This is a genomic window from Marinobacterium sp. BA1, from assembly GCF_041155135.1.
Taxonomy (GTDB): Bacteria; Pseudomonadota; Gammaproteobacteria; order Pseudomonadales; family Balneatricaceae; genus Marinobacterium; species Marinobacterium iners.
Genome location: NZ_BAAFHC010000001.1, coordinates 2,605,133 through 2,627,286, shown reverse-complemented (window position 1 = coordinate 2,627,286; position 22,154 = coordinate 2,605,133). Strand labels below are relative to the sequence as shown.

Below are 22,154 nucleotides of genomic sequence, written 5' to 3'. Positions count from 1 at the left end.
CGCACCATGGCACCCTTTGAGCGCTTGAAGGACTATTCTCAGGAAAGCATCACCTTTACCAACCGGGCCGCTTTTGCCTTCGGCTGTGTACTGTTGTTGATGCTGATACTGATTGGGCGCGTCTACTATCTGCAGGTGATCGAGTTTGACCGCTATGCGGCCATATCCGAAAAAAATCGAGTGCAGCTACAGCCTGTTGCCCCTCGTCGAGGGCTTATCTATGATCGCAACGGGGTGCTGTTGGCCGATAACCAGCCCAACTTTTCGGTCACTCTGCTGAAAGAGGAAGTGCAGGATCTCGATACCACACTGGCTGAGCTGGCCGAGCTGATTGAATTGAGTGAGCGTGATATCGAGCGTTTCGAGCAGCGTCTGCAACAGCGCCGGCGGCCGTTCGAAACGGTTCCGTTACGTTTTGGTTTGAGCGAAGACGAAATCGCCCGCATTTCACTGAATTATCATCGGCTCCCAGGTGTGCAGGTTGAAGCCGACCTGATTCGACGCTACCCCTACGGAGAATCCCTGGCGCATGCGCTGGGCTATGTAGGCAGGATAAACGAGCGTGAGTTGGGGCAAGTCGACCCGATCAACTATGCCGCCACACACTATATTGGCAAGCTGGGTATCGAGCGGTTCTATGAAGACCTTCTACACGGGCAAGTGGGTTTCCAGAAAGTAGAGACCAATGCTCGGGGGCGTATTTTGCGCGTGCTTGAACGTGAAGACCCGGTGCCGGGGCAGAATATACAGCTGAGTCTGGATCTGCGCCTGCAGCAGTTTTCCGAGTCTCTGTTAGAGGGACGGCGAGCTTCCATTGTGGCGATTGAGCCAGGCAGCGGCGAAATACTGGCACTGGTCAGTACACCGGGTTATGACCCCAACCTGTTCGTGACCGGCATCTCCAGTCGTGACTACAGCGCTTTGCGTGACTCTATTGATCTGCCATTGTTCAACCGTGCTCTGCGGGGCGGTTATCCACCGGGATCCACCATCAAGCCGGTCATCGCGCTGGCGGCACTGGAAACGGATACGATTACGCCAGAGAAAAGAATCTGGGACCCCGGCTTCTATCAGATCAATCAAAATGGTCGCCGCTATCGTGACTGGAAGCGTAGCGGGCATGGCTGGGTTAATCTCAATGATGCCATGGCTGAATCCTGCGATGTCTGGTTCTATGAGGTGGGTCACAAGATGGGCGTTGACCCAATGTCTGACTTCCTCGGTCGTTTCGGAGTGGGGGCAGATACCAGTCTGGATCTGCCGGAAGCCATCACATCCTTCCTGCCCTCAAGGGAGTGGAAAGAAAATGATCGTCGTTTGCCCTGGTACCCTGGTGACTCTATCAACCTGAGTATAGGGCAGGGCTTTCTGGTTATGACGCCACTGCAGCTGGCAACGACAGCCTCCGTGTTGGCCAACCGTGGGCGTTGGGTACAGCCGCATATGCTGCAGGGGCTGGTGCCGGAGTTGGGAGACACCCCGGTACCGTTTAATCCGATCTACCGACGCAAGCCAAAGCCGGCTGATGTTGTACTCAAGAATCCTGACCATTGGGATCACGTGATTGGTGGCATGGTGTCGGTCATGCATGGCGCAAAAGGTACTGCTCGCCGCTCCGCCCAAGGGGCGCAGTATCGTATCGCGGGCAAGACCGGTACGGCCCAGGTGGTTGGTATTGCGCAGGATGCGGAATACGATGCTGAAGCACTGGCAGAACGGCACCGTGACCATGCCCTGTTTATTGCGTTCGCGCCAGCGGATAATCCCCGCATAGCTGTGGCCGTCGTGGTCGAAAATGGGGGCGGCGGGTCGAGTACCGCAGCTCCCATTGCACGTGAAGTGATGGATGCCTGGCTCGTAGGCGATTACAACAATGACCTGCAGGTGAAACCATGAGTCATCGTGACTTTCAACGCACCATGCCAGGCAGCAACGTGCACCTTCAGCGGCCGGATGGACTCTGGCGTTATACCCACCTGGATGGTTGGCTGTTGCTGTTACTGCTGCTGCTGTGTGGGTTTGGTCTTTTTGTGCTCTACAGTGCCTCAGGGCAGGATTTTGGCTATGTGAAACGCCAGGCCGTCAGGATGGGTGCTGGCTTTGTGGTCATTCTGGTGTTGGCGCAGATCCAGCCCAGAACCTATCGGTTTCTGGCTCCGCTGGCGTATCTGGCTGGGGTTGGTTTACTGCTGGGTGTGCTGTTCTTCGGTGTTGGTGCCAAGGGTGCGCAGCGCTGGCTGGAACTGCCGGGATTCCGCTTTCAGCCTTCAGAATTGATGAAGCTGGCGGTGCCTTTGATGGTTGCAGCCTGGTTAACGCGACAGCAGTTGCCGCCCACTTTCCGGCATCTGCTCAGTACGCTGGTACTGTTGGCAATCCCAACTGCTTTGATCATGAAACAGCCCGATCTTGGGACTTCATTGTTAATCGCGGCTTCAGGTGTGTTCGTTATTCTGCTTTCGGGTGTCTATTGGCGCTGGATTTTTATTGCCCTTGGGCTGGTTGGGGCTGCCTTGCCGGCGCTCTGGGCCATTATGAAAGACTATCAGCGTCAGCGGGTACTTACTTTCCTGGACCCTGAAAGTGATCCGCTGGGGGCAGGCTGGAACATTATCCAGTCCAAAACCGCCATTGGCTCCGGTGGCCTGCCGGGCAAGGGTTGGCTGCATGGCACCCAGTCACAGCTCGATTTTCTGTCGGAGTCGCATACCGACTTCATTATTGCGGTGATTGGTGAAGAGCTGGGAATGTCCGGCGTATTGATTCTGCTGGCGCTATACCTGTTGATCATTGCACGAGGGCTGATTATTGCGGTGCAGGCACAAGACAGCTTTGCTCGCCTGCTGGCCGGCAGTATTACGCTGACTTTTTTTGTATATGTGTTCGTGAATATCGGAATGGTGACCGGGTTGCTGCCGGTGGTGGGGGTACCCCTGCCAATGGTCAGTTACGGCGGGACCTCAATTGTGACGCTGATGGCGGGGTTTGGCATACTGATGTCCATCAGGACACACAGACAGATGCTGACCCGCTGAGGGAGAGATTGAATGCGCAAGAAGATCGGAACACTGCTGCTGGCAGGGCTGATGCTGGCCGGAGCAGGCACAGGTTATGCGGCTGACGGATATGACACTCATCCACTCGCCGACGACGTCGTAACCAGGCTCGCTGAACAGGGCTTTGATGCTGATGAAGTGCGTAAGGTACTGGCTGAAGCTCAGCGACAGGAGTCGATTCTGGAAGCCATTTCGCGCCCTGCGGAGCGCCGCCTGACCTGGGGTGAGTATCGCAAGATTTTTGTGGAACCGAACCGGATCAGTCAGGGAGTCAGCTTCTGGAATGAGCATGAAGATACCCTCAAGCGAGCAGAAGAAACCTACGGTGTCCCGGCGGAAATTATCGTTGCCATTATCGGTGTCGAGACTCGCTACGGCCGTATCATGGGGCGTTATCGAGTACTGGATGCCCTGGCGACACTCGGCTTTGATTACCCCAAACGGGCTGATTTCTTCAGGGGACAGCTGATCGAGTTCATGCAGATGGTGCGAGAGGAAGATCTCGATCCCACTGAGCTGGTGGGTTCCTATGCCGGTGCCATGGGGTATGGCCAGTTCATCCCCTCGAGTTTCCGCAACTACGCTGTGGACTTCGATGCCGATGGCAAGCGCAATATCTGGAGCAACAAGGTTGATGCCATTGGCAGTGTCGCCAACTATTTTAATAAGCATGGCTGGAAGGCCGGTGAACCGGTACGTTCCAACGTGGTCATGAATGAACCGGCTGACCCTCAATGGGTTAATGCTGGCCTTAAGCCCGAAGTCAGTCTGGCCGAGTGGGAGGCGCGAGGCGTCTCCACGCGACGTGACCTTGATCCGGAACAGAAGGCGACCCTGATGGAGCTGACCATGGATGATGGTGAACATTACTGGCTCGGGCTGCATAACTTTTATGTCATTACCCGCTACAACCATAGCCACCTGTATGCCATGGCGGTGTATGAGCTGAGTCAAGCGATTCGTGAAGCACGTGAATCACAGGGGCGTTGAGATGAAAAGGCTGATGTTGCGGCTGCTGGCAGTAGCACTGACCCTGGGCGGTTGCGCTTCCAAGGACAGCGGCAGCAGTCGTTACAGTATGAAGCATGATCGTGGGCCTGATCAGGCGATCAGTATGGCTCATGTGCCGGATGCCGTGCCGCGCTACGAGCCGGTCAGCCGCTGGGGCAACAAAAGCCCCTATGAAGTGCTTGGCAAGCGCTACTACGTATTGCCGAATGCCGAAGGTTATCGTGTGCGGGGCAACGCCTCGTGGTATGGCAAAAAATTCCATGGCCACACCACTTCGAACGGTGAAATATACGACATGTACCAGATGACAGCGGCGCACAAATCGCTGCCGTTACCCAGTTTTGTTCGAGTGACGAACCTCGACAATGGCCGTCAGGTGGTCGTGCGGGTTAACGACCGCGGCCCGTTTCATGATGACCGAGTAATCGATCTGTCCTACGCGGCGGCCTACCGTCTGGACATGCTGCAGAAGGGCACGGCCCGAGTTGAAGTGGAGGTAATCATTCCAGGCAGTACCGGTGCCGTGCTGGCGCAGTCCAGAGAGCAGGAAGGGCGCAGCCTGGTCAGTGCTGATCAAGCTGCGATCACTGGACGCATGTTGCAGATCGCGGCATTCTCAACCGAGTCTGGTGCTCGGGATGTTGCGGAACGTCTGCGTGGTCTGCTGCAAGAGCCGGTTCAGATCAACCCGGTGCAGCGTGAAGCGCGAACCCTTTACCGGGTTCATCTGGGTCCACTGACTGGCAGTCATACACTGAGCTGGATTCTGGATCAGCTTAAGGCAGCGGGTTATCCGGGCGCACACTTGGTGGACTTGCCCTGAACCGGCGGGTAGAGTTGAACCTTTGTACGGGCAGCGGGTCACTGCTGCAAGACTTCACTTCCACGATGTAACGAGACTATGGCGCAACGACTCACTCTTCAACACTTCTTCGCTCTTTCTGTCCTGCTGGTGCTGATGCTGATGGCGAGCACAGCCCAGGCGGTTTCAGCCCTGATTCCGGCTCCGCCCCAGATTGCAGCGCGTGCCTATCTGGTGATGGATGCCGATACGGGACATGTCATCGCCGCGGACCGTGAAGATGAGCGCTTCCCGCCCGCCAGTCTGACCAAAATGATGACCAGCTATGTGGTCGAATACGAGATTGCCAAGGGCAATATTGCACTTGAAGACATGGTTCTGGTGAGTGAAAAGGCCTGGCGTACTGGTGGCTCACGCATGTTTATCCAGGAAGGAACGCAGGTCAGCGTGGATGATCTGCTGCACGGCGTTATTATCCAGTCAGGCAACGATGCCTCAGTTGCATTGGCCGAGCATATTGCCGGCAGCGAGCGGGCATTTGCTGACTTGATGAACCAGCATGCGCGCCTGCTGGGGATGGAAAACACCCATTTCGAGAATGCCACTGGCCTGCCGGCAGAAGACCATTATTCAACGGCGATCGATTTGGCAAAACTGGGCAAGGCCCTGATTAACGAATTCCCCCAGCACTACGCTCTCTATTCACAAAAGTACTTTACCTATAACAATATACGTCAACCCAACCGCAACAAGCTGCTGTGGCGTGATGATAGCGTGGATGGCATCAAAACCGGTCATACTGACGAAGCCGGCTACTGTCTGGTGGCCTCGGCCGAACGTGATGATATGCGCCTGATTTCAGTGGTAATGGGTAGCAGCAGTGAAGAGGTAAGGGCACAGGAGAGCCAGAAGCTGCTGTCTTACGGTTTCCGTTACTACCGAACCCACGCGCTGTACGAAGCGGGACAGGTGCTGCGTGACGAAAAAGTCTGGGCTGGCAGCCGCGACCAGATTCGACTTGGCGTGGCCGAAAACCTGGCCGTGACCGTTCCGCGTGGCCAGACCGACCAGCTCGAAGCCAGTATTGAACTGGATAAGGTGATTAAGGCCCCGGTGGCCAGCGGTGATGTGTTGGGGCAGGTTCAGATAACTCTTCAGGGAGAACGCGTGGCATCGGTTCCCCTGGTTGCGCTGGAAGCCGTTCCTGAAGGTGGGCTGTTCAAGCGTATCTGGCACGCGATACTGCTTTTCTTCATTGGCCTGATCGGCTAAAAATCAGACAAAAACCTTGAATCCGGTTTATGCTGCCCACATCTACTACTGATGTGGGCAGTTGCGTTTTATGAATAAAGATATCGTCTACCTCAACGGTGAATACCTGCCGGCGGATCAGGCACAGATCTCTGTGTTTGATCGCGGCTTTCTGTTTGCTGACAGTGTGTATGAAGTGATCCCTTACTATCAGGGGGTTGGCTTTCGCCTACAGCAACATTTAGATCGTCTTGCCTACAGCCTGCGTGCTATCCGAATCGAAACAGAGTATGACTGGGCGGCTATTTTGGATGAGCTTGTCAGTCGGAACGGAGGCGGTAACCTCTCGGTCTATCTACAGATCAGCCGAGGCAGTGCCGGTTACCGTACCCACGCCTATGACGACCGGATGCAACCAACCGTGTTTGCCTGCTGCTCTCCGATCCGCGACATCTATGCAGATGGCCCGGAGCAGGTTCAGGGCTTTAAGGTGATCGTGACTGCTGACCTGCGCTGGCATCGCTGTGATATCAAGTCCACCGGTCTGCTGCCCAATATTCTGGTACTGCAGCAGGCACGCGAAGCAGGCGCTGATGAAGCTTTGCTGGTACGCGATGGTCTGTTGAGTGAGGGTACCTCCTGCAACCTGTTTCTGGTACGTCAGGGCGTGATCTATACGCCCAAACGCAGTTCGGAAATTCTGGGTGGTACCACGCGGGAACTTATTCTGGAACTGGCGGCCGAGAATGGCATCCCCTATCAGGAAGTTGATTTACGACCGGATGAACTGGCTGGTGCGGATGAGGTCTGGATTTCCAGCTCCACCCGTGGCGTTGTGCCGGTGCTGGAGATTGATGGATGCCCCGTTGCTGATGGCGCCAAGGGCCCGCTGTGGCAGCGCATGTTTACCCTGTTTACCCGTTTCCAACACCGGTTGATGACCGGAGAGAGCTCATGAGTACAGAACCCAAAGCACCCAAAATTGAATTTCCTCACCCCGACTATCCGATCAAGGTGATTGGTGACAATGCGCACGACTTCAAGGGAATGGTGGTCGAAATCGTGCAAGTCCATGCACCGGATCTGGATATTGAGCAGGTCACCGTTCAGGAAAGCGGCAACGGTAACTACAGCTCGGTGCGTATGAGAATTACCGCGACCAGCAAGGAGCAGCTGGAAAATCTGCATCAGGATCTCAAAGCGACCGGCCGTGTGAAGATGGTGCTCTGATGACGCTAGCTGACCAGCTGATTGTGCGTGAGCTGGGGCTTCAGCCCTATGCCCCCATCTGGCAGCGGATGCAAACGTTCACCAACAACCGTACAGCGGACAGTCGCGACGAGATCTGGTTGCTTCAGCATGAACCGGTCTTCACACAAGGGCAGGCAGGTAAGGCAGAGCATCTGATTAACCCCGGCAGCATACCTGTGGTACAGGTGGATCGCGGTGGTCAGGTAACCTACCACGGCCCCGGCCAGCTCATCGCTTACCTCTTGCTGGACCTGCGTCGACGCAAGTTGGGAGTACGTGATCTGGTCGATATTATTGAGCAGTCAATCGTGGCCGTGTTGGCTGACTACGGTATCAACGCCTACCCGAAACCGGATGCGCCGGGCGTATATGTCGATGAGCGCAAGATCTGCTCGCTTGGACTCCGTATCCGCAGGGGTTGCTCGTTTCATGGTCTGGCACTTAACCTGAACATGGATCTGGAACCTTTTCTGCGCATAAACCCCTGCGGTTACGCGGGGCTTGAAATGACTCAGGTGCAGACCCTGGTGCCCGACGCCGATCTGGCGCAACTGCCCAATAACCTAGTAAATTACTTGGTTAAAAAATTGGGGTATAATCAGATCACCCGCACACCAATACTGGAAGACTGAATCAGAATGGCTGAATCCACCGAAAAAAACAGCGGTAGAGTCGAGCAGGGCGTCAAACTGCGTGGCGCTGAAAAGGTTGCTCGTATCCCGGTCAAGGTGATCCCGACCGAGAAGGAGGAGATGCAGCGCAAGCCGGACTGGCTGCGGGTTCGCATGGGCTCCAATGCTGAAGTTAAGCGGATCAAGGACAAGCTGCGCAAGCACAAGCTGGCGTCTGTCTGTGAAGAGGCCAGTTGCCCCAATCTGGGTGAATGTTTTAGTCATGGCACAGCGACTTTCATGATCATGGGCGATATCTGTACCCGTCGTTGCCCATTTTGTGATGTGGCCCATGGTCGTCCCAACGCACTGGCACCGGAAGAGCCGCGTGAGCTGGCCGAAGCGATTGCCGATATGGGACTGCGCTATGTGGTGATCACTTCGGTGGACCGTGACGATCTGCGTGATGGTGGTGCCCAGCATTTTGCCGATTGCATCCGTGAGACCCGTCAGCGTATTCCGTCGATACAGATTGAGACGCTGGTGCCTGACTTCCGTGGTCGCATGGACGTGGCACTGGAAATTCTCGAACAGACCCCACCTGATGTGTTTAACCACAACCTGGAAACCGTTCCTCGTCTGTACCGTAAGGTACGGCCGGGGGCTGACTATCAGTGGTCACTGGATCTGCTCAAGCGCTACAAGGCACTGCGGCCTGAAGTGCGGACCAAATCCGGCCTGATGGTGGGCTGTGGCGAAACAAATGACGAGATCATCGAAGTGATGCGTGATCTGCGAGCACATGACGTTGACATGATTACCATCGGTCAGTACTTGCAGCCAAGTCGTAACCATCTGGCGCTGGAGCGTTATGTGACGCCTGACGAATTTGCTGAATTTGAGCGGATCGCGAAGGAGCTGGGCTTTACCCATGTGGCCAGCGGCCCGTTGGTACGCTCTTCCTACCATGCAGATCTGCAGGCCAAGGGTGAACGTGTAAGCTGAAGGCTCTGTGTCCCGCGGTGATAAAAGCAAAAGAGGAGGCATAGAGCCTCCTCTTGCGTTTCAGCACATGCCTGAATTACTTGGCAGCGTCCAGCATATACTGGATGGCGGACTTCATTTCCTCATCCGAGCAATCCATGCAGGTGCCCTTGGGCGGCATGGCGTTAATGCCGGTCAGAGAAGTTGCCAGCAGTGCATCAATACCTTTCTCGGCACGGGGTGCCCAAGCGGCAGCATCACCGAACTTCGGAGCACCGGCAACACCTGTAGCGTGGCATACGGAGCACTTGGTTTTGTAGAGTTCTTCACCGCTGCGCTCGGCCATGGCGGCAGTCGAGGACAGCGTCAGGGCCGCGGCAGCGACCAGCAGAGTTTTTTTCATTGCAGGCTTCCTTTGTTATGGCCGGCAGCAAGGGCCGGAGTATAAAAAACCGTCAGAGTGTAGAGCGGCCTTTGACCTGTTGTAAATAGCGCAAAGGTCGTTAATCCCGGCTTAATATCAGTGTTTACGCATGGAAGCCCCAACTGGATTTGTCAGTGTCGGCCAAGGCGCATGGCAAACTCGGCCTGGCCCTGCAGCAGCCGGTCATGACGTCGGCTGTGTTCCTGCAAGTGGTGCTCGTGGATAGCCTGTTCCAGTACTTCATGCGGAACGGTCACCAGGTTGCGGACATCATCGATTGAGTAGCCGCGGTTTAGTAGCTGTTTCAGCTGTGCTGTCAGGTGAATGGTGCTCATGCTTTGATCCTCCGAATATGTCATGGGATCATTGAACCTGACGTTCGTTGCAGAAACATGTCAATCAGCGTTGCAGTAGGCTGCGGATAAGGCCGATGAATGCCAGTGGTACAAACACCAAACCTGCACCGGCCAGCAGCTCGGCCATGGTCAGACCGCCCAGCATTTCCGGTGTATAGCCGCAGGACTCCCAGATCTCGAACATCCAGGGCCACCAATGGTCCGGTGCAAACCAGTCAGGCAGTCCAGAGTCAAAACTGCAGCTGCCCTCAATCCAGTTGCGCTCAATGGCCAATAAGCGCCAGCTGCGTTCGGTAAAGCCCAGCGCAATAGCGGCAGTCAGAAGGTGACAGACCTTTTGCAGATGAGTGCAACGCTGTGCCAAAAGGCCTGTTATTGCAACCAGAACAAGAGCCGCAACCCAGAGGCGGATATGGATGCAGAGCACGCAGGGGCCGTAGTCCAGCCCATACTGGAAATATAGTGCCACGCCCTCAGCCGATAGGCTGCCGACCAATAGAATTGACCAGTAAATGCCGGGCCTGAATACATGATTCAGAAATGACTCAACAGCTGGTGTGCTCATCTGAGGTGCTCACGATAACGTTCAGAGAAAAGGTGTTGCAGGAGAGTAACGGGGCAGGAAACTTGAAGCAAGCGACAGAGGCTCTGAGAGAGCCTCTGTCGGGATGTTTCAATCAAACGGTTGAGGTTTCGGAGTCGCATCCACCGATGGTGGCAGAATCGGCATCAGGAACTGGGGCTGGTCACCGGTCAGAGTTTTCATGAAGGCCACGATCTTGGCGTTTTCTTCATCGGTGAATTTACGGCCCAGCTGCAGGCGACCCATGATGTCGGTGGCTTCGGTCAGGGTGGCCGCCTCACCGTCGTGGAAGTACGGATAGGTCAGCTCCACGTTGCGCAGGGTCGGTACCTTGAAGGTAAAGCGATCCGCATCCTTGCCGGTAACCGCCGCGCGGCCTTCAACAGGGTTGTTGGTTTGGTAGGGCTCAATCAGGCCCATTTTCTGGAACGAGTTGCCGCCGACTGCCGGGCCGTTGTGACAGGCGACACAGCCGCTGGTTTTGAACAGCTCGTAGCCTTCACGCTCAAACGGGGTGATGGCATCCTGATCGCCCAGCAACCACTGGTCAAAACGGGCGTTTGGTGTCACCAGCGTATTTTCGAACTCGGCAATGGCATCGGTGATCTTGTCGATATTCACCTCTTCATCACCGAATACCAGGCGGAATTCACGTACATAGCCTGGAATGCTTTGAATGACATCGACGGCCAGCACGTGAGTGAAACCCATTTCGGCCGGGTTGGCGATCGGACCACCGGCTTGCTCCTTCAGGTCAGCCGCACGACCGTCCCAGAACTGTGCCACGTTGAGGCTGGAGTTAAGAACAGTGGGCGAGTTGATCGGACCCTGTGCCCAGCCATGTCCGATGGACGTCTTGATATTGTCGGTGCCGCCCATGCTCAGGTTGTGGCAGGAGTTGCAGGAGATGAAACCTGACTTGGACAGGCGTGGGTCGAAGTAGAGTTTCTTGCCCAGTTCGGCCAGGGCCAGGTTCACGTTCTTGAGCGGTTCGATTGGCTGGATCGGCTCATTGGCAATGGCCGAGTGGCTCACAGTGCCGATGGCAAGTGCCAACAGTGAATGTTTCAACAGACGTGTAAGTGTCATGGCTTGTGCCTCTTTCAGTGGGCTTGAGTTCCATCATGGCCTTGTTAATCTTCGGTCGCGTTGACTGGGATCAAGTAATGTGCCGGGCTTCTCTGGGTTGAAGTGCCTGACCAAAAAATGAGTGTAGATGTTTATCGCAACAGCATGTTGCACAAATATAGTGCAAGGCACCACATTAGTGCTTTTGTTGCACCAATGTGGTGCTGTATAATACCGAGCTTTTTTCCGGCGGGTGTCCCGGTTCTGCCAGTTGTCATTCTTTCATCGACTCTGGTGTTGCCCGTGAAGCTTTAATCCATTCATCAGAGGTACATTGATGTCCTACATCCATAACACCATCACGCAGCTGATGGCTTCCAGCCCCGCCCAGGCAGAGTTTTATCAGGCTGTTGAAGAGGTGCTTGAGTCGCTGGAACCCTTGCTGGAGTCAGAAGCACGCTACCGGGACAGCGGTATCATTGAGCGCATGGTAGAACCAGAACGCCAGATCATGTTCCGCATTCCCTGGGTTGATGACAAGGGCAAGGTGCAGGTCAACAAGGGCTACCGCATCGAATTCAATTCGGCTCTGGGCCCGTATAAGGGCGGTCTGCGATTTCACCCTTCCGTAAACGCCGGCATCATCAAATTTCTCGGTTTTGAACAGATATTCAAAAACGCCCTGACCGGTTTGGCAATTGGTGGTGGCAAGGGCGGTGCCAACTTCAATCCCAAAGGGCGCTCCGATCAGGAGATCATGCGCTTCTGTCAATCTTTCATGAACGAGCTGTACCGTCACATCGGCCCGACGACTGACGTGCCGGCGGGTGATATTGGTGTGGGTGCGCGTGAGATCGGCTACCTGTTCGGGCAATACAAGCGCTTGACTGGCCGTTATGAAGGAGTTCTGACCGGCAAGGGGTTGCTGTGGGGTGGTTCACTGGTACGCAAGGAAGCCACGGGTTACGGCTGTGTCTACTTCGCCCAGAACATGTTGCAGGCCCATGCCGACTCGCTAGCGGGCAAGACCTGTCTGGTGTCCGGTGCCGGCAACGTGGCGATCTACACCATCGAGAAACTGTATCACCTTGGCGCCCGTCCGGTTACATGTTCTGACTCTACCGGTACGCTGTATGACTGTCACGGTATCAATCTGGAGACCCTCAAACAGATCAAGGAAGAGCGTCGTGGCTCGCTGGCCGAATATCTGGAAGAACATCCGAAAGCGGAGTTTACCCCGGTTGAGGCCTACCCTGAAGATGGCCATGCCGTATGGCGCTATACGGCCGATGCTGCCTTCCCATGTGCAACTCAGAACGAGTTGACCGAAGCGGATGCGCGCGCACTCATCGGTAATGGCGTGCGCTGCATTAGTGAAGGTGCCAACATGCCTTCAACGCCTGAGGCGGTGGAAGTGTTTATCGCCGAGCGTATTCACTATGGCCCGGGTAAGGCGGCCAACGCAGGCGGCGTTGCTACCAGTCAGTTGGAAATGGCACAGAATGCCAGCATGCAACAGTGGACCTTCGAGCAGGTCGATGAACGCCTGCAACAGATCATGGCTGGTATCTACCAGCGCTGCAGTGAAACGGCCAAGGCATTTGACCAGCCACATAATTTGGTACTGGGTGCCAATATTGCCGGCTTCCGCCGGGTGGCGGATGCCATGCTGGAGCAGGGTGTGGTTTAATCACCTGAACCGGTTTTGCCATCATAGCCCGGGCCCTGCGCCCGGGCTTTTGCTTATTGGAGTCTAAGGATGCGGTCTCTGGCCCCTGAATTTGTTGTGATGCTGGCAGGTATCACGGCTGCCCTTCATATCGGAAAACTGCCACCAGCTATTCCGGTGCTGCAGGATGCTCTTGGTGTCACGCTGGTTGAGGCCGGATTCCTGCTGTCTTTGGTGCAGCTGGCCGGCATGCTGGCAGGGGCCTTGATCGGGCTGCTGGCGGACAGTGCCGGCTTGCGCCGCAGTGTGCTGTTGGGGCTGGGTATTCTGATGCTTGCCAGCCTGCTCGGCAGCCAGGCACAGAGTGCGGCCATGCTGCTGTTGCTGAGGGGTATTGAGGGTTTCGGTTTTCTGCTGGTGACGCTATCCGGTCCGGGGCTGATTCGGCACCTGGTGGTGGCAGAGAAGCTGAGCCTGCGGCTTGGCTGGTGGGGGTGCTATATGGGGCTGGGCACCGGCACGGCCTTGTTGACTGGGCCGTGGGTAATGGCACATGTGGGCTGGCAAGGCTGGTGGATATTGATGGCACTGTTATCTCTGCTGATGCTGTTCTGGGTCTGGCGTGCCGTGCCGCCGGATCAGCAACTGCATACGCGCCAGGAGGGGCCGGTAGGCGGTGCCTTGGGACGTGTGCTGGGGCGACTGAAACTGACCCTGAGTCATCCGGGCCCCTGGCTGGTGGCGATGATTTTCGCCACCTATTCCGGTCAGTGGCTTTCAGTCATCGGCTTTCTGCCCTCAATCTATTCCGAGGCGGGCATCAGTGCCGGGCTGGTGGGTCCGCTGACTGCTCTGGCGGCGGTGGTCAATATTATTGGTAATGTCCTGTCGGGGCGTTTGCTGCATGTGGGGGTAGGGGCAAGGCAGTTGCTTTATGGCGGTTTTGCTGTAATGGCAATGACCACGTGGTTTGCTTTCTCGGCTCTGACAGCTGACTTCCCTTGGCTGCGTTACCTTGCTGTGCTGCTGTTTTCGGCCATCGGCGGCATGGTGCCGGGAGCGTTGTTCTCGCTGGCGGTAAGGTTGGCACCGGACAGCTCTGTGGTGTCGACCTGTGTTGGCTGGATGCTGCAATGGTCGGCTTTTGGTCAGTTTGTGGCGCCACCAGCCATCGCCTGGCTGGCAGCTCAGGCTGGTGGCTGGCACTGGACCTGGATGGCAACTGGTGCGATGTCACTGCTTGGTGTCGTGCTGGTGACCAGGGTCAGCCGTCTGCCGGGGTTCGCTGCTGTTCACTGAGGATGCTATTTACCAGGCAGAGCGGTGCAGGATCAATATCGCCCGGCTTGGCGCCTGCCTGCTGCATGGCCCACTCGACTCGCGCCTCGGGGGTCAGGTGAGGACGACGCAGTGCCTCAACCGCCTTCAGGCGTGGCAGCAGGCCCTTGCCATTGGCAATCTGGATGGCTAGCCCGGGGCGGGCATTCAACTCCAGCAGCAGCGGGCCACGTAATGCGTCGACGACCAGGTCCACCCCCATGTAGCCAAGCCCGGTGGCTTCATAACAGCTGCTGGCCATGTTCAGCAGATACTGCCAGCTCTCGATCTCGATGCTGTTGAGTTCAAGGCCGGTATCGGGATGCAGCGTCAATGGACGGTCGAACTGTACGGCGTTGCGGGCGCGGCCGTTGGCAAGATCCAGCCCGACACCCACTGCACCCTGATGCAGGTTGGCCTTGCCATCTGAAGCACGCGTTGCCAGCCGCAGCATTGCCATTACGGGATAGCCCTGGAACACAATGATGCGAATGTCCGGTACACCTTGAAAAGAGTGGCGTGCAAGGCCTGGCTCGGAGCGTACCAAAGCTTCAACGATGGCTACATCGGGGGCGCCGCCCAGTGAGTAGAGCCCCGCCAGAATATTGGACAGGTGGCGTTCGATTTCCTGCAGCGAAATTTCCATCCCGGATGCTTTGATAAAGCGCTCACCCTCATGCGAGCCGATTACCAGAATGCCCTTGCCGCCGGAGCCCTTGGCCGGTTTGATCGCAAAGCCATCGAAGCCTTTAACCCGCTCCATGAAGTGGCCAATTTCGTGCTGCTCACGCACCACCTGCAGCAAGGCAGGTGTGGCGACGCCGTACTCTGCCACGGTCTGTTTGGTTAGCAGCTTGTTGTCTACCAGTGGGTAGGCACTGCGGTCGTTATAGCGCGAAATATAGTCAATATTGCGCTTGTTCATATTGAGGATGCCGAGCCGGTTCATGCGGCGCGGGCTGATCCAATCGCCCCACCAGCCCATTAGTCGTACCTTTTCATCGGGGTGAATCGGCGCAGTTCGGTGAGCTTGTAACCGGTGTACTGACCCAGCAGCAGAATTAGCCCCAGTACTACAAGGTGTAGCTCGGGAAAATTGAAGCTGAGGTGCTCTGCCAGCGGCGCGCGCATCACCAGGAATGCAAAAATGGCGACCAGCAGGCTGCCAAAGCCCTGAGTAACCACCTCGCGAGCACCTTCTTCTTCCCATAGGATCGACATCCGCTCAATGGTCCAGGCCAGAATGACCATCGGGAAAAAGGTGACGGTCATGCCGGTGCTGTAGCCCATTTGGTAGCCGATAATACTGATGCCAGCGGTGATAAACAGCACCAGTACAATCAGAGCCGATATGCGTGATACCAGCAGCAGGTTCAGGCTGGATAGATATCCTCGCATCAAGAGCCCCAGTGTGACCACGCCGATAAAGGCCGCTAGGCCTGGCAGTAGAGAGGTTTGCACAAAGGCCACAGCAATCAATACCGGCATGAATGTGCCGGAAGTCTTGATGCCAACCACTATTCGCATCAGGCAGACCACCAGTGCACCAAACGGAAGCAACAACAGCATGCGGAACATGCCTTGCTGCTCAACCGGGAGTTGATGCAGGCTGAAGGCCCCGAACGCCTGCCCGTCAGCCTCGGCGCGGATGATTTGCAGGGCGGGAACTGTCTGACGCAACATTGAGAAGCTGACCACCGAGTTGCTGCCTCCGGTTACATCCAGTAATGAGCTGGCCTCCTGCCGCCAGAGCAATACATCATCCGGCACCCCTTGCTCAGCGGTACGTGGGTTGAACGTGAGCCAGCGCTTGCCGTCATGTACCTGCAGCCAGGGTAGCAGCGATTGCTGTCGGCGAGCGTCCTCAAGTCGCAGCCCTTCGGCGATGCGGGCCGGTGTGCCACTGTGGTTGATGAGAAGGTAAAGCGCCTCGGCGCGGGTTCTGTCACTCAGCAAAAGACGTGTATTCTGGTCCGGTGTTGGGCTGTTAAGCAGGGTGATCAACTCGCGTGTGAAGCTGGCCGGATTGCTGGAGCGACTGCCCGCCAGCTCAATCGCCGCGCGTGCGGCCGCAATGTCCGGTCCCTCCAGAAAAACTTCGCTGGCGGTGACTGGAGTATTGTCGGGCTCAGTGTCGGTCTGTGCGGAAGCGATCAGTCGGCTCTTGAAGTAGAGTGTTTGTGGACCGCTTGCCTGGCGGATTGTCCACTCCGCACGGCGATCATGGCCACGTTGTGTAATGGCAAAACCGTAACCGGGTGAGGCTGCCTGCTCGGACAGTACCGAAAATCCCGGCGGACTGTCCGGCAGGTTGAGGCTGACCGTGACGGGCTCGCCCCAGGCGCGAAAATCGACCCGTGCTTCGACCAGCCAGACAGGCTGTTGCTGGCCTGGCAGCCAGGGAACCCCCAGCTGATAATGACGCAGAACGGCCAGCAGGACGCCGGCCAGAATCAGCAGGCCCGTTGCAATATAAAAAGGGGCTTTTGAATGTCGGCTCAAGGTGTTTTGGCTCCCTGTTCAGTATTGAGGCCTTCGGGCAGCTCGGTCACGAACTCCTGGCCCACATCAATCAGCATCACATCACGCAGGATATTGCGTCCAACCAGTACTGGGTAGGTCAGGTGGCTGCGATCGCTCAGGGTAAATTCAGCCAGGTCACGGTGATCGCCAATCATGAACGGCAGCTCTACGACAATTCGTCGTTCGGGATCATCGGTGTTTGATTGTATGATGCGAGCACGGCGGGAAATTTCATGCTCCATGGTCAGGGTTTCATCACGGCCGGGTACACTGATATCAAACCGGACCCAAGGCTGTCCGTTGCGCTCAAAACGCTGGATATTGAGTGCATGCAGGGAAGAGGTTGTAGCCCCACTGTCAATGCGTGCAGTATAGACTAGGCCCGGATCGGCAATGTAAATCGGTTCCGTCTCACCCACTACCAGTTTGCCCTTGAGACGGGCGGACGGCTCGCTGGTGGTTGGCTGCGGTGGCAGAATGCTTGCCTGCTGTTGCGGCAGTGACTGAATCAGGTCCTGTTGTCGGTTCAAACGATCGAGCAGTGCCTGCTGGCGCAGCTGCTGGCGCGTTTCCATGACATCAAACTGCTCAAGAGTACGTGTTTCAAGAGCTTCAAGAGCTTCAAGGCGCTGCTGTTGCAGTTTGTGCTGTTGCTCCAGTTGATCCAGCTCGGCACGCTCCAGAAACAGATAACGATCGTGGCTACAGCCTGACATTAGTACGGCAAGGCCCAGCAGAAAAGTAAGACGGGTGATCCTTGATCGGGACGAACGAGTAGAAAGCATGGATAACTCCAGCCAGCAGATAAAATAAGGAACCTGACAGTGTCAGTTGACTCTGATGTGGGTATCGACTCTGCAGTAGCGCAGCTTAACAGACGGTGAAAAGTTCACCTGAATATGTTTTGCTGCAGCGTGCAACGTGACGTGGGCATGATAAGACCGCAAAGGATCGTCTGTCACTAACCCGGGCAATAGAGGGAGAAAAAATTCGTGAAACAATGGCTAACAGGATTGTTGATCATGGTTATGACGGCATTGGCGGCTCTTGCCTGGCATCAGCTTGCCCCCGTTGAGCAGCAACAGGGGCGGGAAAAACGTCCTCAAGCCGTACACGTGGTCCAGCCAGAAGTACAGACAGTCAGGGATAGAATTGAAGCGGTTGGCACCTTGCGCTCGCGCGATGAAGTTGTGGTGACCAGTGAGGTTACCGGGCGGATTGTAGCGATTGATTTCACCACCGGTCAGCAAGTGAAAAAGGGGCAGCTTTTGGTGCAGCTGGATGATCGTCAGGCTCAGGCTGATCTGGCGGTGGCTGAGGCACGGTTGGCCGATGCTCAGCGTCAATTGCGCCGAGCCCAGCAGTTGCGCAACAGCAACAGCATATCTCAGGCTCAGGTGGATGAACTGCGTACAACCGTCAATGTGGCCGAAGCCGAGCGACAGGCAGCCAGAGTCAGGGCAGCCAACCACCGTATCGTGGCCTCCTTTGCAGGCGTAGTCGGGCTGCGTGAGTTCAGTCCAGGTGCCTATGTTGAAAGCGGAGACCCGTTGACCACTCTGGATGCAAGCGGTGAGATGGAGCTGACCTTTGCCGTAGCTGAGCGTTTTGTCGGCCAGTTGCAGTCAGGGCAGCCTGTAAACAGTGTTACCTCGAGCTGGCCTGGCGAAGTGTTTCAGGGTGAACTGGCGGAACTGGATACCCGAATCGACCCGCTTAGCCGAACGCTAAAGGTCAGGGCACTGATCGACAACAGTGAAGGACGTCTGCGTCCGGGGCAGTTTATGTCGGTTCGGCTGACACTCAGGCAGCGCGAGGCGCTGGTCGTACCTGAGCAGGCAGTGCTGCTGCAGGGGGATGAGCGCTATCTGTTCGTCGCCACTGACGACAATACGGCCGAACGCCGTTCGGTACAGCTGGGCAGTCGTGAGCCGGGCAAGGTCGAAATTCTCTCGGGCATCAACACGGAAGATCGGGTTGTGATCACGGCTCAGGATCGGCTTTCCAGTGGTGATGCACTGCAGATTCTTGAAGGTACGGATAATGCCATTCCGGCGTCTGAGTTGATCCGGCAGGAGTCCTGAACATGGTGTTGTCCGATATTTCCATCAAGCGACCCGTGTTTGCCACGGTCATGAGCCTGCTTATTCTGGTGTTTGGATTGGCGGCCCTGAATCAGCTGCCGGTGCGTGAATATCCCGACATCGATCCGCCGGTAGTATCTGTTTCGACTGACTATACCGGCGCCGCCGCCGAGGTTGTGGATACCCAGATTACGCAGGTGATCGAAGGTGCAATCAGCGGTATTGAGGGTATTCGCTCCATTGAATCCAGTACCGAGCAGGGCGAATCACGCACCACCATCGAGTTCACCACCTCGCGTGATGTGGATGTGGCGGCCAATGACGTGCGTGATGCCGTGGCCCGTGTGATTAACCGATTGCCGGATGAAGCAGATCCCCCGGTGGTTCGCAAGGCGGACTCCAATGCACGACCGATGATGTGGATTACCCTGAGATCCGATATCTGGGATTCCGCACAGCTGAGTGACTTTGCTGACCGGGTACTGAAAGACCGTTTGGCGGTGGTCGATGGTGTGGCGGAGGTACGGATTGGCGGCGAGCGTCGTTATGCCGTGCGTGTCTGGCTGGACCCGAAGCGGTTGGCGGCGCGTGATATGACGGTGGCTGAAGTGGAGCGGGCACTGCGGGCCAACAATGTCGAGTTACCCGGTGGTTCGGTGGAGTCGGTCAGTCGTGACTTTACCGTGCGCACGGAGGGGCGGCTCAACCGGGTTGAAGAGTTCCGTGAAATGGTGATTCGCCGTGACGGTAACGTGCTGTTGCGACTGGGCGATGTGGCCGATGTGCAACTGGGTGTTGAGTCTGATGTCAGTCGTTTGCGTGCCAATGGACAGACCGCCATAGGCATGGGGATTACGCGTCAGTCGAAGGCCAACACGGTCGCGGTCTCAGACCGGGTGAAGGAAGAGCTGAGTCGGATTCGGGAGAGTCTTCCGCCTGAAGTAAGCATCACCGAAAGCTATGACGAGTCGATCTTTATTCGCGCATCCATCAAGGAAGTTCTGGTCACGCTGGCGATCTCGGTATCACTGGTGATACTGGTGATCTTCATCTTCCTGCGTTCCTGGCGGGCTACTCTGATACCGGCCGTGACCATACCGGTCGCGGTCATCGGTGCGTTTATCGGCCTTGGCTTTCTCGGCTTCTCCATCAACGTGTTGACACTGCTGGCGATCATTCTGGCGATCGGTCTGGTGGTGGATGATGCCATCGTCATGCTGGAAAACATTCAGCGTCGTATTGATGAGGGTGAGAAACCACTGGTGGCCGCCTATCTGGGGGCGCGTCAGGTTGCCTTTGCCGTGATCGCCACCACGCTGACACTGGTGGCGGTATTCGTGCCGATCTCATTTATGGGCGGGAATATTGGTCGCCTGTTCAGCGAATTCGGCTTCACACTGGCTTCGGCAGTTATCGTGTCAAGTTTTGTGGCACTGACGCTGGCCCCGATGTTGTGCTCCAAGTGGCTTCAACACAGTCCAGAGCAGGAAGAGGGACACCGGATCTGGATGGCAAGCGAACGTGTATTGGGGGCGCTTAACCGAGGCTATGAACGGTTGCTGCGCTTCTCATTGCGTCAACCCGGTCTTTTGCTGGGGATTGGCCTTGCTGGCCTGGTGCTGGCAGCCGTGATCTTTCCGCGCTTGCCGCAGGAGTTGGCGCCGACCGAAGATCGGGGTGTCATTATCATGCCCAGCAAGGCACCGCGTGGTTCCACAGCCGACTATACCGAGCATCATGTGCGCCAGGTCGAACAGCGACTGCTGCCCTATCTTGAAGACGGAGTCGCGGAACGCTTGCTGTCGATTGTCGGTTTCCGTGGTGAAGCTGACAACGCTTTTATTATCTTGGGTCTTAGCCACTGGGATCAGCGTGATGTTAAACAGCAGAGCATTGCCGCTGAGTTATTTCCAAAACTGGCACAGGTACCCGGCGTGCGCTCGATTCCGATCAACCCGCCGGGGCTGGGGCAAAGTGGCTTCAGTCAGCCCGTCTCTTTTGTAATCGGAGGGCCTGACTATGAAAGCGTACAAGGCTGGAGCCAAGAGATCCTGCAGCGAGCGCAGGAAAACCCTAACCTGATCAACCTTGAAACCGACTTCGAGCTGACTCGACCAGAGCTGCGCGTTGACATCGACCGCCAGCGTGCGGCTGATCTTGATGTCACGGTTGAAGATGTGGGGCTGACCTTGCAAACCGTACTGGCGTCACGTCAGGTTACCACCTACATGGATCGGGGCCGTGAGTATGATGTTATCGTACAGGCGCAGGATGCGAGCAGGGCGACGCCAGCTGACCTTGGGCGGATCTATCTTCGCCCGCGTGAAGGGGGCGGCCTGATTCCGCTGCAGGCACTGGTGGATGTAGAGGAGGTGGGGGCGAACCCAGACCTGCGGCGCATCGACCGCTTGCCTGCCGTCATTATCAGTGGCTCACTGGCGCCCGGCTATGACCTGGGTACGGCACTGAATTACCTTAACGGGCTGGCGCAGGACTATTTGCCACCTGAAGCCCGTGTCAGCTATCAGGGACTCAGCCGTGAATTTCAGGAATCTTCAGCGGCGATCTATCTGACGTTTGCACTGGCATTTGTCATTGTCTTCCTGGTGTTGGCGGCTCAGTTCGAGAGCTGGATTCACCCCCTGATTATTATGCTGACCGTGCCTCTGGCTGTGACGGGAGCACTGGCTGCGCTTTGGGCATCGGGGATCAGTCTCAATATCTACAGCCAGATCGGCATCATCATGTTGCTGGGGCTGATGGCCAAAAACGGCATCCTTATTGTGGAGTTTGCCAATCAGTTGCGTGATAAGGGTCTGGACGTACATGAGGCGATTCTCCAGGGGGCGATCATGCGCTTCAGACCGGTATTGATGACCACCATCTCCACCATCTTCGGTGCGATACCACTGGTGCTGGCGACAGGAGCGGGGGCGGAAAGCCGTGCCGCTATTGGTGTGGTCATTCTGGGCGGGTTGTTGTTTGCCGCCACGCTGACTCTTTTCATCATTCCGGTGCTGTATAACTTGCTGGCACGCTACGCCAAGTCAGCGGGTGCGGTTGAAAAGGCACTAAGCCGAGAGTTGCCAAAAGGACGAGAAGATGAGGTCAAATAGGAACGCAATTTGGGAGGCCCGAAGTCTATTACAGGACAGGTAGCACGG

20 protein-coding genes are annotated in these 22,154 nt (G+C 56.4%); 13 read left to right on the top strand and 7 right to left on the bottom strand.

The annotated features are described in order from the left end of the window. The first annotated feature begins 6 nt into the window (after positions 1-6). From mrdA to lipA, 9 genes are all read left to right on the top strand, one after another. On the top strand, positions 7-1,896 hold the full coding sequence (gene mrdA / locus ACAM29_RS12680) for a penicillin-binding protein 2 (RefSeq protein WP_206838754.1): 1,890 nt from the start codon (positions 7-9) through the stop codon (positions 1,894-1,896). Beyond that, positions 1,893-3,035: a rod shape-determining protein RodA gene (gene rodA, locus ACAM29_RS12675; RefSeq protein WP_369624351.1), complete on the top strand. Its 1,143-nt coding sequence runs from the start codon at positions 1,893-1,895 to the stop codon at positions 3,033-3,035. Before mrdA ends, rodA begins: the two co-directional genes overlap by 4 nt. A 12-nt stretch (positions 3,036-3,047) precedes the next feature. Beyond that, positions 3,048-4,046 (top strand): lytic murein transglycosylase B, encoded by a 999-nt coding sequence (gene mltB / locus ACAM29_RS12670; RefSeq protein ID WP_354408762.1) that lies wholly within the window; start codon positions 3,048-3,050, stop codon positions 4,044-4,046. A 1-nt stretch (position 4,047) separates the two neighbouring features. Next, the gene (locus tag ACAM29_RS12665) at positions 4,048-4,890 is read left to right on the top strand and encodes a septal ring lytic transglycosylase RlpA family protein (RefSeq protein WP_369624350.1); all 843 of its coding nucleotides are present in this window, start codon (positions 4,048-4,050) and stop codon (positions 4,888-4,890) included. A gap of 78 nt (positions 4,891-4,968) precedes the next feature. Further along, positions 4,969-6,141, top strand: a complete 1,173-nt coding sequence (locus ACAM29_RS12660; protein ID WP_354408764.1) for a D-alanyl-D-alanine carboxypeptidase family protein — start codon at positions 4,969-4,971, stop codon at positions 6,139-6,141. A gap of 70 nt (positions 6,142-6,211) precedes the next feature. Next, positions 6,212-7,078, top strand: a complete 867-nt coding sequence (locus ACAM29_RS12655) for a D-amino acid aminotransferase (RefSeq protein ID WP_206838765.1) — start codon at positions 6,212-6,214, stop codon at positions 7,076-7,078. After that, positions 7,075-7,350, top strand: a complete 276-nt coding sequence (locus ACAM29_RS12650; RefSeq protein WP_206838767.1) for a YbeD family protein — start codon at positions 7,075-7,077, stop codon at positions 7,348-7,350. Before ACAM29_RS12655 ends, ACAM29_RS12650 begins: the two co-directional genes overlap by 4 nt. Then, on the top strand, positions 7,350-8,003 hold the full coding sequence (gene lipB / locus ACAM29_RS12645; RefSeq protein WP_206838769.1) for a lipoyl(octanoyl) transferase LipB: 654 nt from the start codon (positions 7,350-7,352) through the stop codon (positions 8,001-8,003). Before ACAM29_RS12650 ends, lipB begins: the two co-directional genes overlap by 1 nt. Before the next feature lie 6 nt (positions 8,004-8,009). Continuing rightward, positions 8,010-8,987: a lipoyl synthase gene (gene lipA, locus ACAM29_RS12640; RefSeq protein WP_091822633.1), complete on the top strand. Its 978-nt coding sequence runs from the start codon at positions 8,010-8,012 to the stop codon at positions 8,985-8,987. A gap of 76 nt (positions 8,988-9,063) precedes the next feature. Here lipA and ACAM29_RS12635 read toward each other — a convergent pair whose 3' ends face one another. The 4 genes from ACAM29_RS12635 to ACAM29_RS12620 all read right to left on the bottom strand — a co-directional run bounded on the left by ACAM29_RS12635 (position 9,064) and on the right by ACAM29_RS12620 (position 11,418). Beyond that, positions 9,064-9,369, bottom strand: coding sequence for a cytochrome c5 family protein (locus tag ACAM29_RS12635; RefSeq protein WP_206838771.1), 306 nt, complete (start codon positions 9,367-9,369; stop codon positions 9,064-9,066). A 152-nt stretch (positions 9,370-9,521) separates the two neighbouring features. After that, positions 9,522-9,725 (bottom strand): hypothetical protein, encoded by a 204-nt coding sequence (locus ACAM29_RS12630; protein ID WP_091822627.1) that lies wholly within the window; start codon positions 9,723-9,725, stop codon positions 9,522-9,524. A gap of 64 nt (positions 9,726-9,789) precedes the next feature. Further along, positions 9,790-10,311 (bottom strand): disulfide bond formation protein B, encoded by a 522-nt coding sequence (locus ACAM29_RS12625; RefSeq protein WP_206838775.1) that lies wholly within the window; start codon positions 10,309-10,311, stop codon positions 9,790-9,792. A gap of 108 nt (positions 10,312-10,419) precedes the next feature. After that, entirely contained in the window at positions 10,420-11,418 is a 999-nt protein-coding gene (locus ACAM29_RS12620) for a cytochrome-c peroxidase (protein WP_206838777.1), read from the bottom strand. Between the two features lie 316 nt (positions 11,419-11,734). On the opposite strand from ACAM29_RS12620, the gene gdhA reads away from it, so the two are divergent. Continuing rightward, positions 11,735-13,087: an NADP-specific glutamate dehydrogenase gene (gene gdhA, locus ACAM29_RS12615; protein ID WP_369624349.1), complete on the top strand. Its 1,353-nt coding sequence runs from the start codon at positions 11,735-11,737 to the stop codon at positions 13,085-13,087. Between the two features lie 69 nt (positions 13,088-13,156). After that, positions 13,157-14,365: a CynX/NimT family MFS transporter gene (locus ACAM29_RS12610; RefSeq protein WP_369624348.1), complete on the top strand. Its 1,209-nt coding sequence runs from the start codon at positions 13,157-13,159 to the stop codon at positions 14,363-14,365. Here the strand turns inward: ACAM29_RS12610 and ACAM29_RS12605 are convergent. Genes ACAM29_RS12605 through ACAM29_RS12595 form a run of 3 tightly spaced genes read right to left on the bottom strand, consistent with a single transcriptional unit; the run spans position 14,331 to position 17,691 of the window. Beyond that, on the bottom strand, positions 14,331-15,368 hold the full coding sequence (locus ACAM29_RS12605; RefSeq protein WP_369624347.1) for an alpha-L-glutamate ligase-like protein: 1,038 nt from the start codon (positions 15,366-15,368) through the stop codon (positions 14,331-14,333). The two genes, ACAM29_RS12610 and ACAM29_RS12605, sit on opposite strands and share 35 nt — an antisense overlap. Next, positions 15,368-16,885 carry an inactive transglutaminase family protein gene (locus ACAM29_RS12600; protein ID WP_369624346.1) on the bottom strand — a complete coding sequence of 506 codons (1,518 nt, stop codon included), beginning with the start codon at positions 16,883-16,885 and terminating at the stop codon, positions 15,368-15,370. Before ACAM29_RS12600 ends, ACAM29_RS12605 begins: the two co-directional genes overlap by 1 nt. Then, the gene (locus ACAM29_RS12595; protein ID WP_369624345.1) at positions 16,882-17,691 is read right to left on the bottom strand and encodes a RimK/LysX family protein; all 810 of its coding nucleotides are present in this window, start codon (positions 17,689-17,691) and stop codon (positions 16,882-16,884) included. Before ACAM29_RS12595 ends, ACAM29_RS12600 begins: the two co-directional genes overlap by 4 nt. 207 nt (positions 17,692-17,898) lie before the next feature. Here ACAM29_RS12595 and ACAM29_RS12590 point away from each other — a divergent pair, with 207 nt between their 5' ends. Further along, positions 17,899-18,990 carry an efflux RND transporter periplasmic adaptor subunit gene (locus ACAM29_RS12590; RefSeq protein WP_369624344.1) on the top strand — a complete coding sequence of 364 codons (1,092 nt, stop codon included), beginning with the start codon at positions 17,899-17,901 and terminating at the stop codon, positions 18,988-18,990. Positions 18,991-18,992: 2 nt separating this feature from the next. Then, entirely contained in the window at positions 18,993-22,106 is a 3,114-nt protein-coding gene (locus ACAM29_RS12585; protein WP_369624343.1) for an efflux RND transporter permease subunit, read from the top strand. Positions 22,107-22,154 lie beyond the last annotated feature (48 nt).

What these genes read in the sequence shown, in the direction of transcription:
- ACAM29_RS12660 (WP_354408764.1), top strand. Translation starts at nt 4,969, where the DNA reads ATGGCGCAACGACTCACTCTTCAACACTTCTTCGCTCTTTCTGTCCTG.
- lipB (WP_206838769.1), top strand. Translation starts at nt 7,350, where the DNA reads ATGACGCTAGCTGACCAGCTGATTGTGCGTGAGCTGGGGCTTCAGCCC.
- gdhA (WP_369624349.1), top strand. Translation starts at nt 11,735, where the DNA reads ATGTCCTACATCCATAACACCATCACGCAGCTGATGGCTTCCAGCCCC.
- ACAM29_RS12595 (WP_369624345.1), bottom strand. Translation starts at nt 17,691, where the DNA reads ATGCTTTCTACTCGTTCGTCCCGATCAAGGATCACCCGTCTTACTTTT.
- ACAM29_RS12620 (WP_206838777.1), bottom strand. Translation starts at nt 11,418, where the DNA reads ATGACACTTACACGTCTGTTGAAACATTCACTGTTGGCACTTGCCATC.
- ACAM29_RS12630 (WP_091822627.1), bottom strand. Translation starts at nt 9,725, where the DNA reads ATGAGCACCATTCACCTGACAGCACAGCTGAAACAGCTACTAAACCGC.
- mltB (WP_354408762.1), top strand. Translation starts at nt 3,048, where the DNA reads ATGCGCAAGAAGATCGGAACACTGCTGCTGGCAGGGCTGATGCTGGCC.
- ACAM29_RS12635 (WP_206838771.1), bottom strand. Translation starts at nt 9,369, where the DNA reads ATGAAAAAAACTCTGCTGGTCGCTGCCGCGGCCCTGACGCTGTCCTCG.
- ACAM29_RS12610 (WP_369624348.1), top strand. Translation starts at nt 13,157, where the DNA reads ATGCGGTCTCTGGCCCCTGAATTTGTTGTGATGCTGGCAGGTATCACG.
- rodA (WP_369624351.1), top strand. Translation starts at nt 1,893, where the DNA reads ATGAGTCATCGTGACTTTCAACGCACCATGCCAGGCAGCAACGTGCAC.
- lipA (WP_091822633.1), top strand. Translation starts at nt 8,010, where the DNA reads ATGGCTGAATCCACCGAAAAAAACAGCGGTAGAGTCGAGCAGGGCGTC.
- ACAM29_RS12665 (WP_369624350.1), top strand. Translation starts at nt 4,048, where the DNA reads ATGAAAAGGCTGATGTTGCGGCTGCTGGCAGTAGCACTGACCCTGGGC.
- ACAM29_RS12605 (WP_369624347.1), bottom strand. Translation starts at nt 15,368, where the DNA reads ATGGGCTGGTGGGGCGATTGGATCAGCCCGCGCCGCATGAACCGGCTC.
- ACAM29_RS12625 (WP_206838775.1), bottom strand. Translation starts at nt 10,311, where the DNA reads ATGAGCACACCAGCTGTTGAGTCATTTCTGAATCATGTATTCAGGCCC.
- ACAM29_RS12655 (WP_206838765.1), top strand. Translation starts at nt 6,212, where the DNA reads ATGAATAAAGATATCGTCTACCTCAACGGTGAATACCTGCCGGCGGAT.
- ACAM29_RS12650 (WP_206838767.1), top strand. Translation starts at nt 7,075, where the DNA reads ATGAGTACAGAACCCAAAGCACCCAAAATTGAATTTCCTCACCCCGAC.
- ACAM29_RS12585 (WP_369624343.1), top strand. Translation starts at nt 18,993, where the DNA reads ATGGTGTTGTCCGATATTTCCATCAAGCGACCCGTGTTTGCCACGGTC.
- mrdA (WP_206838754.1), top strand. Translation starts at nt 7, where the DNA reads ATGGCACCCTTTGAGCGCTTGAAGGACTATTCTCAGGAAAGCATCACC.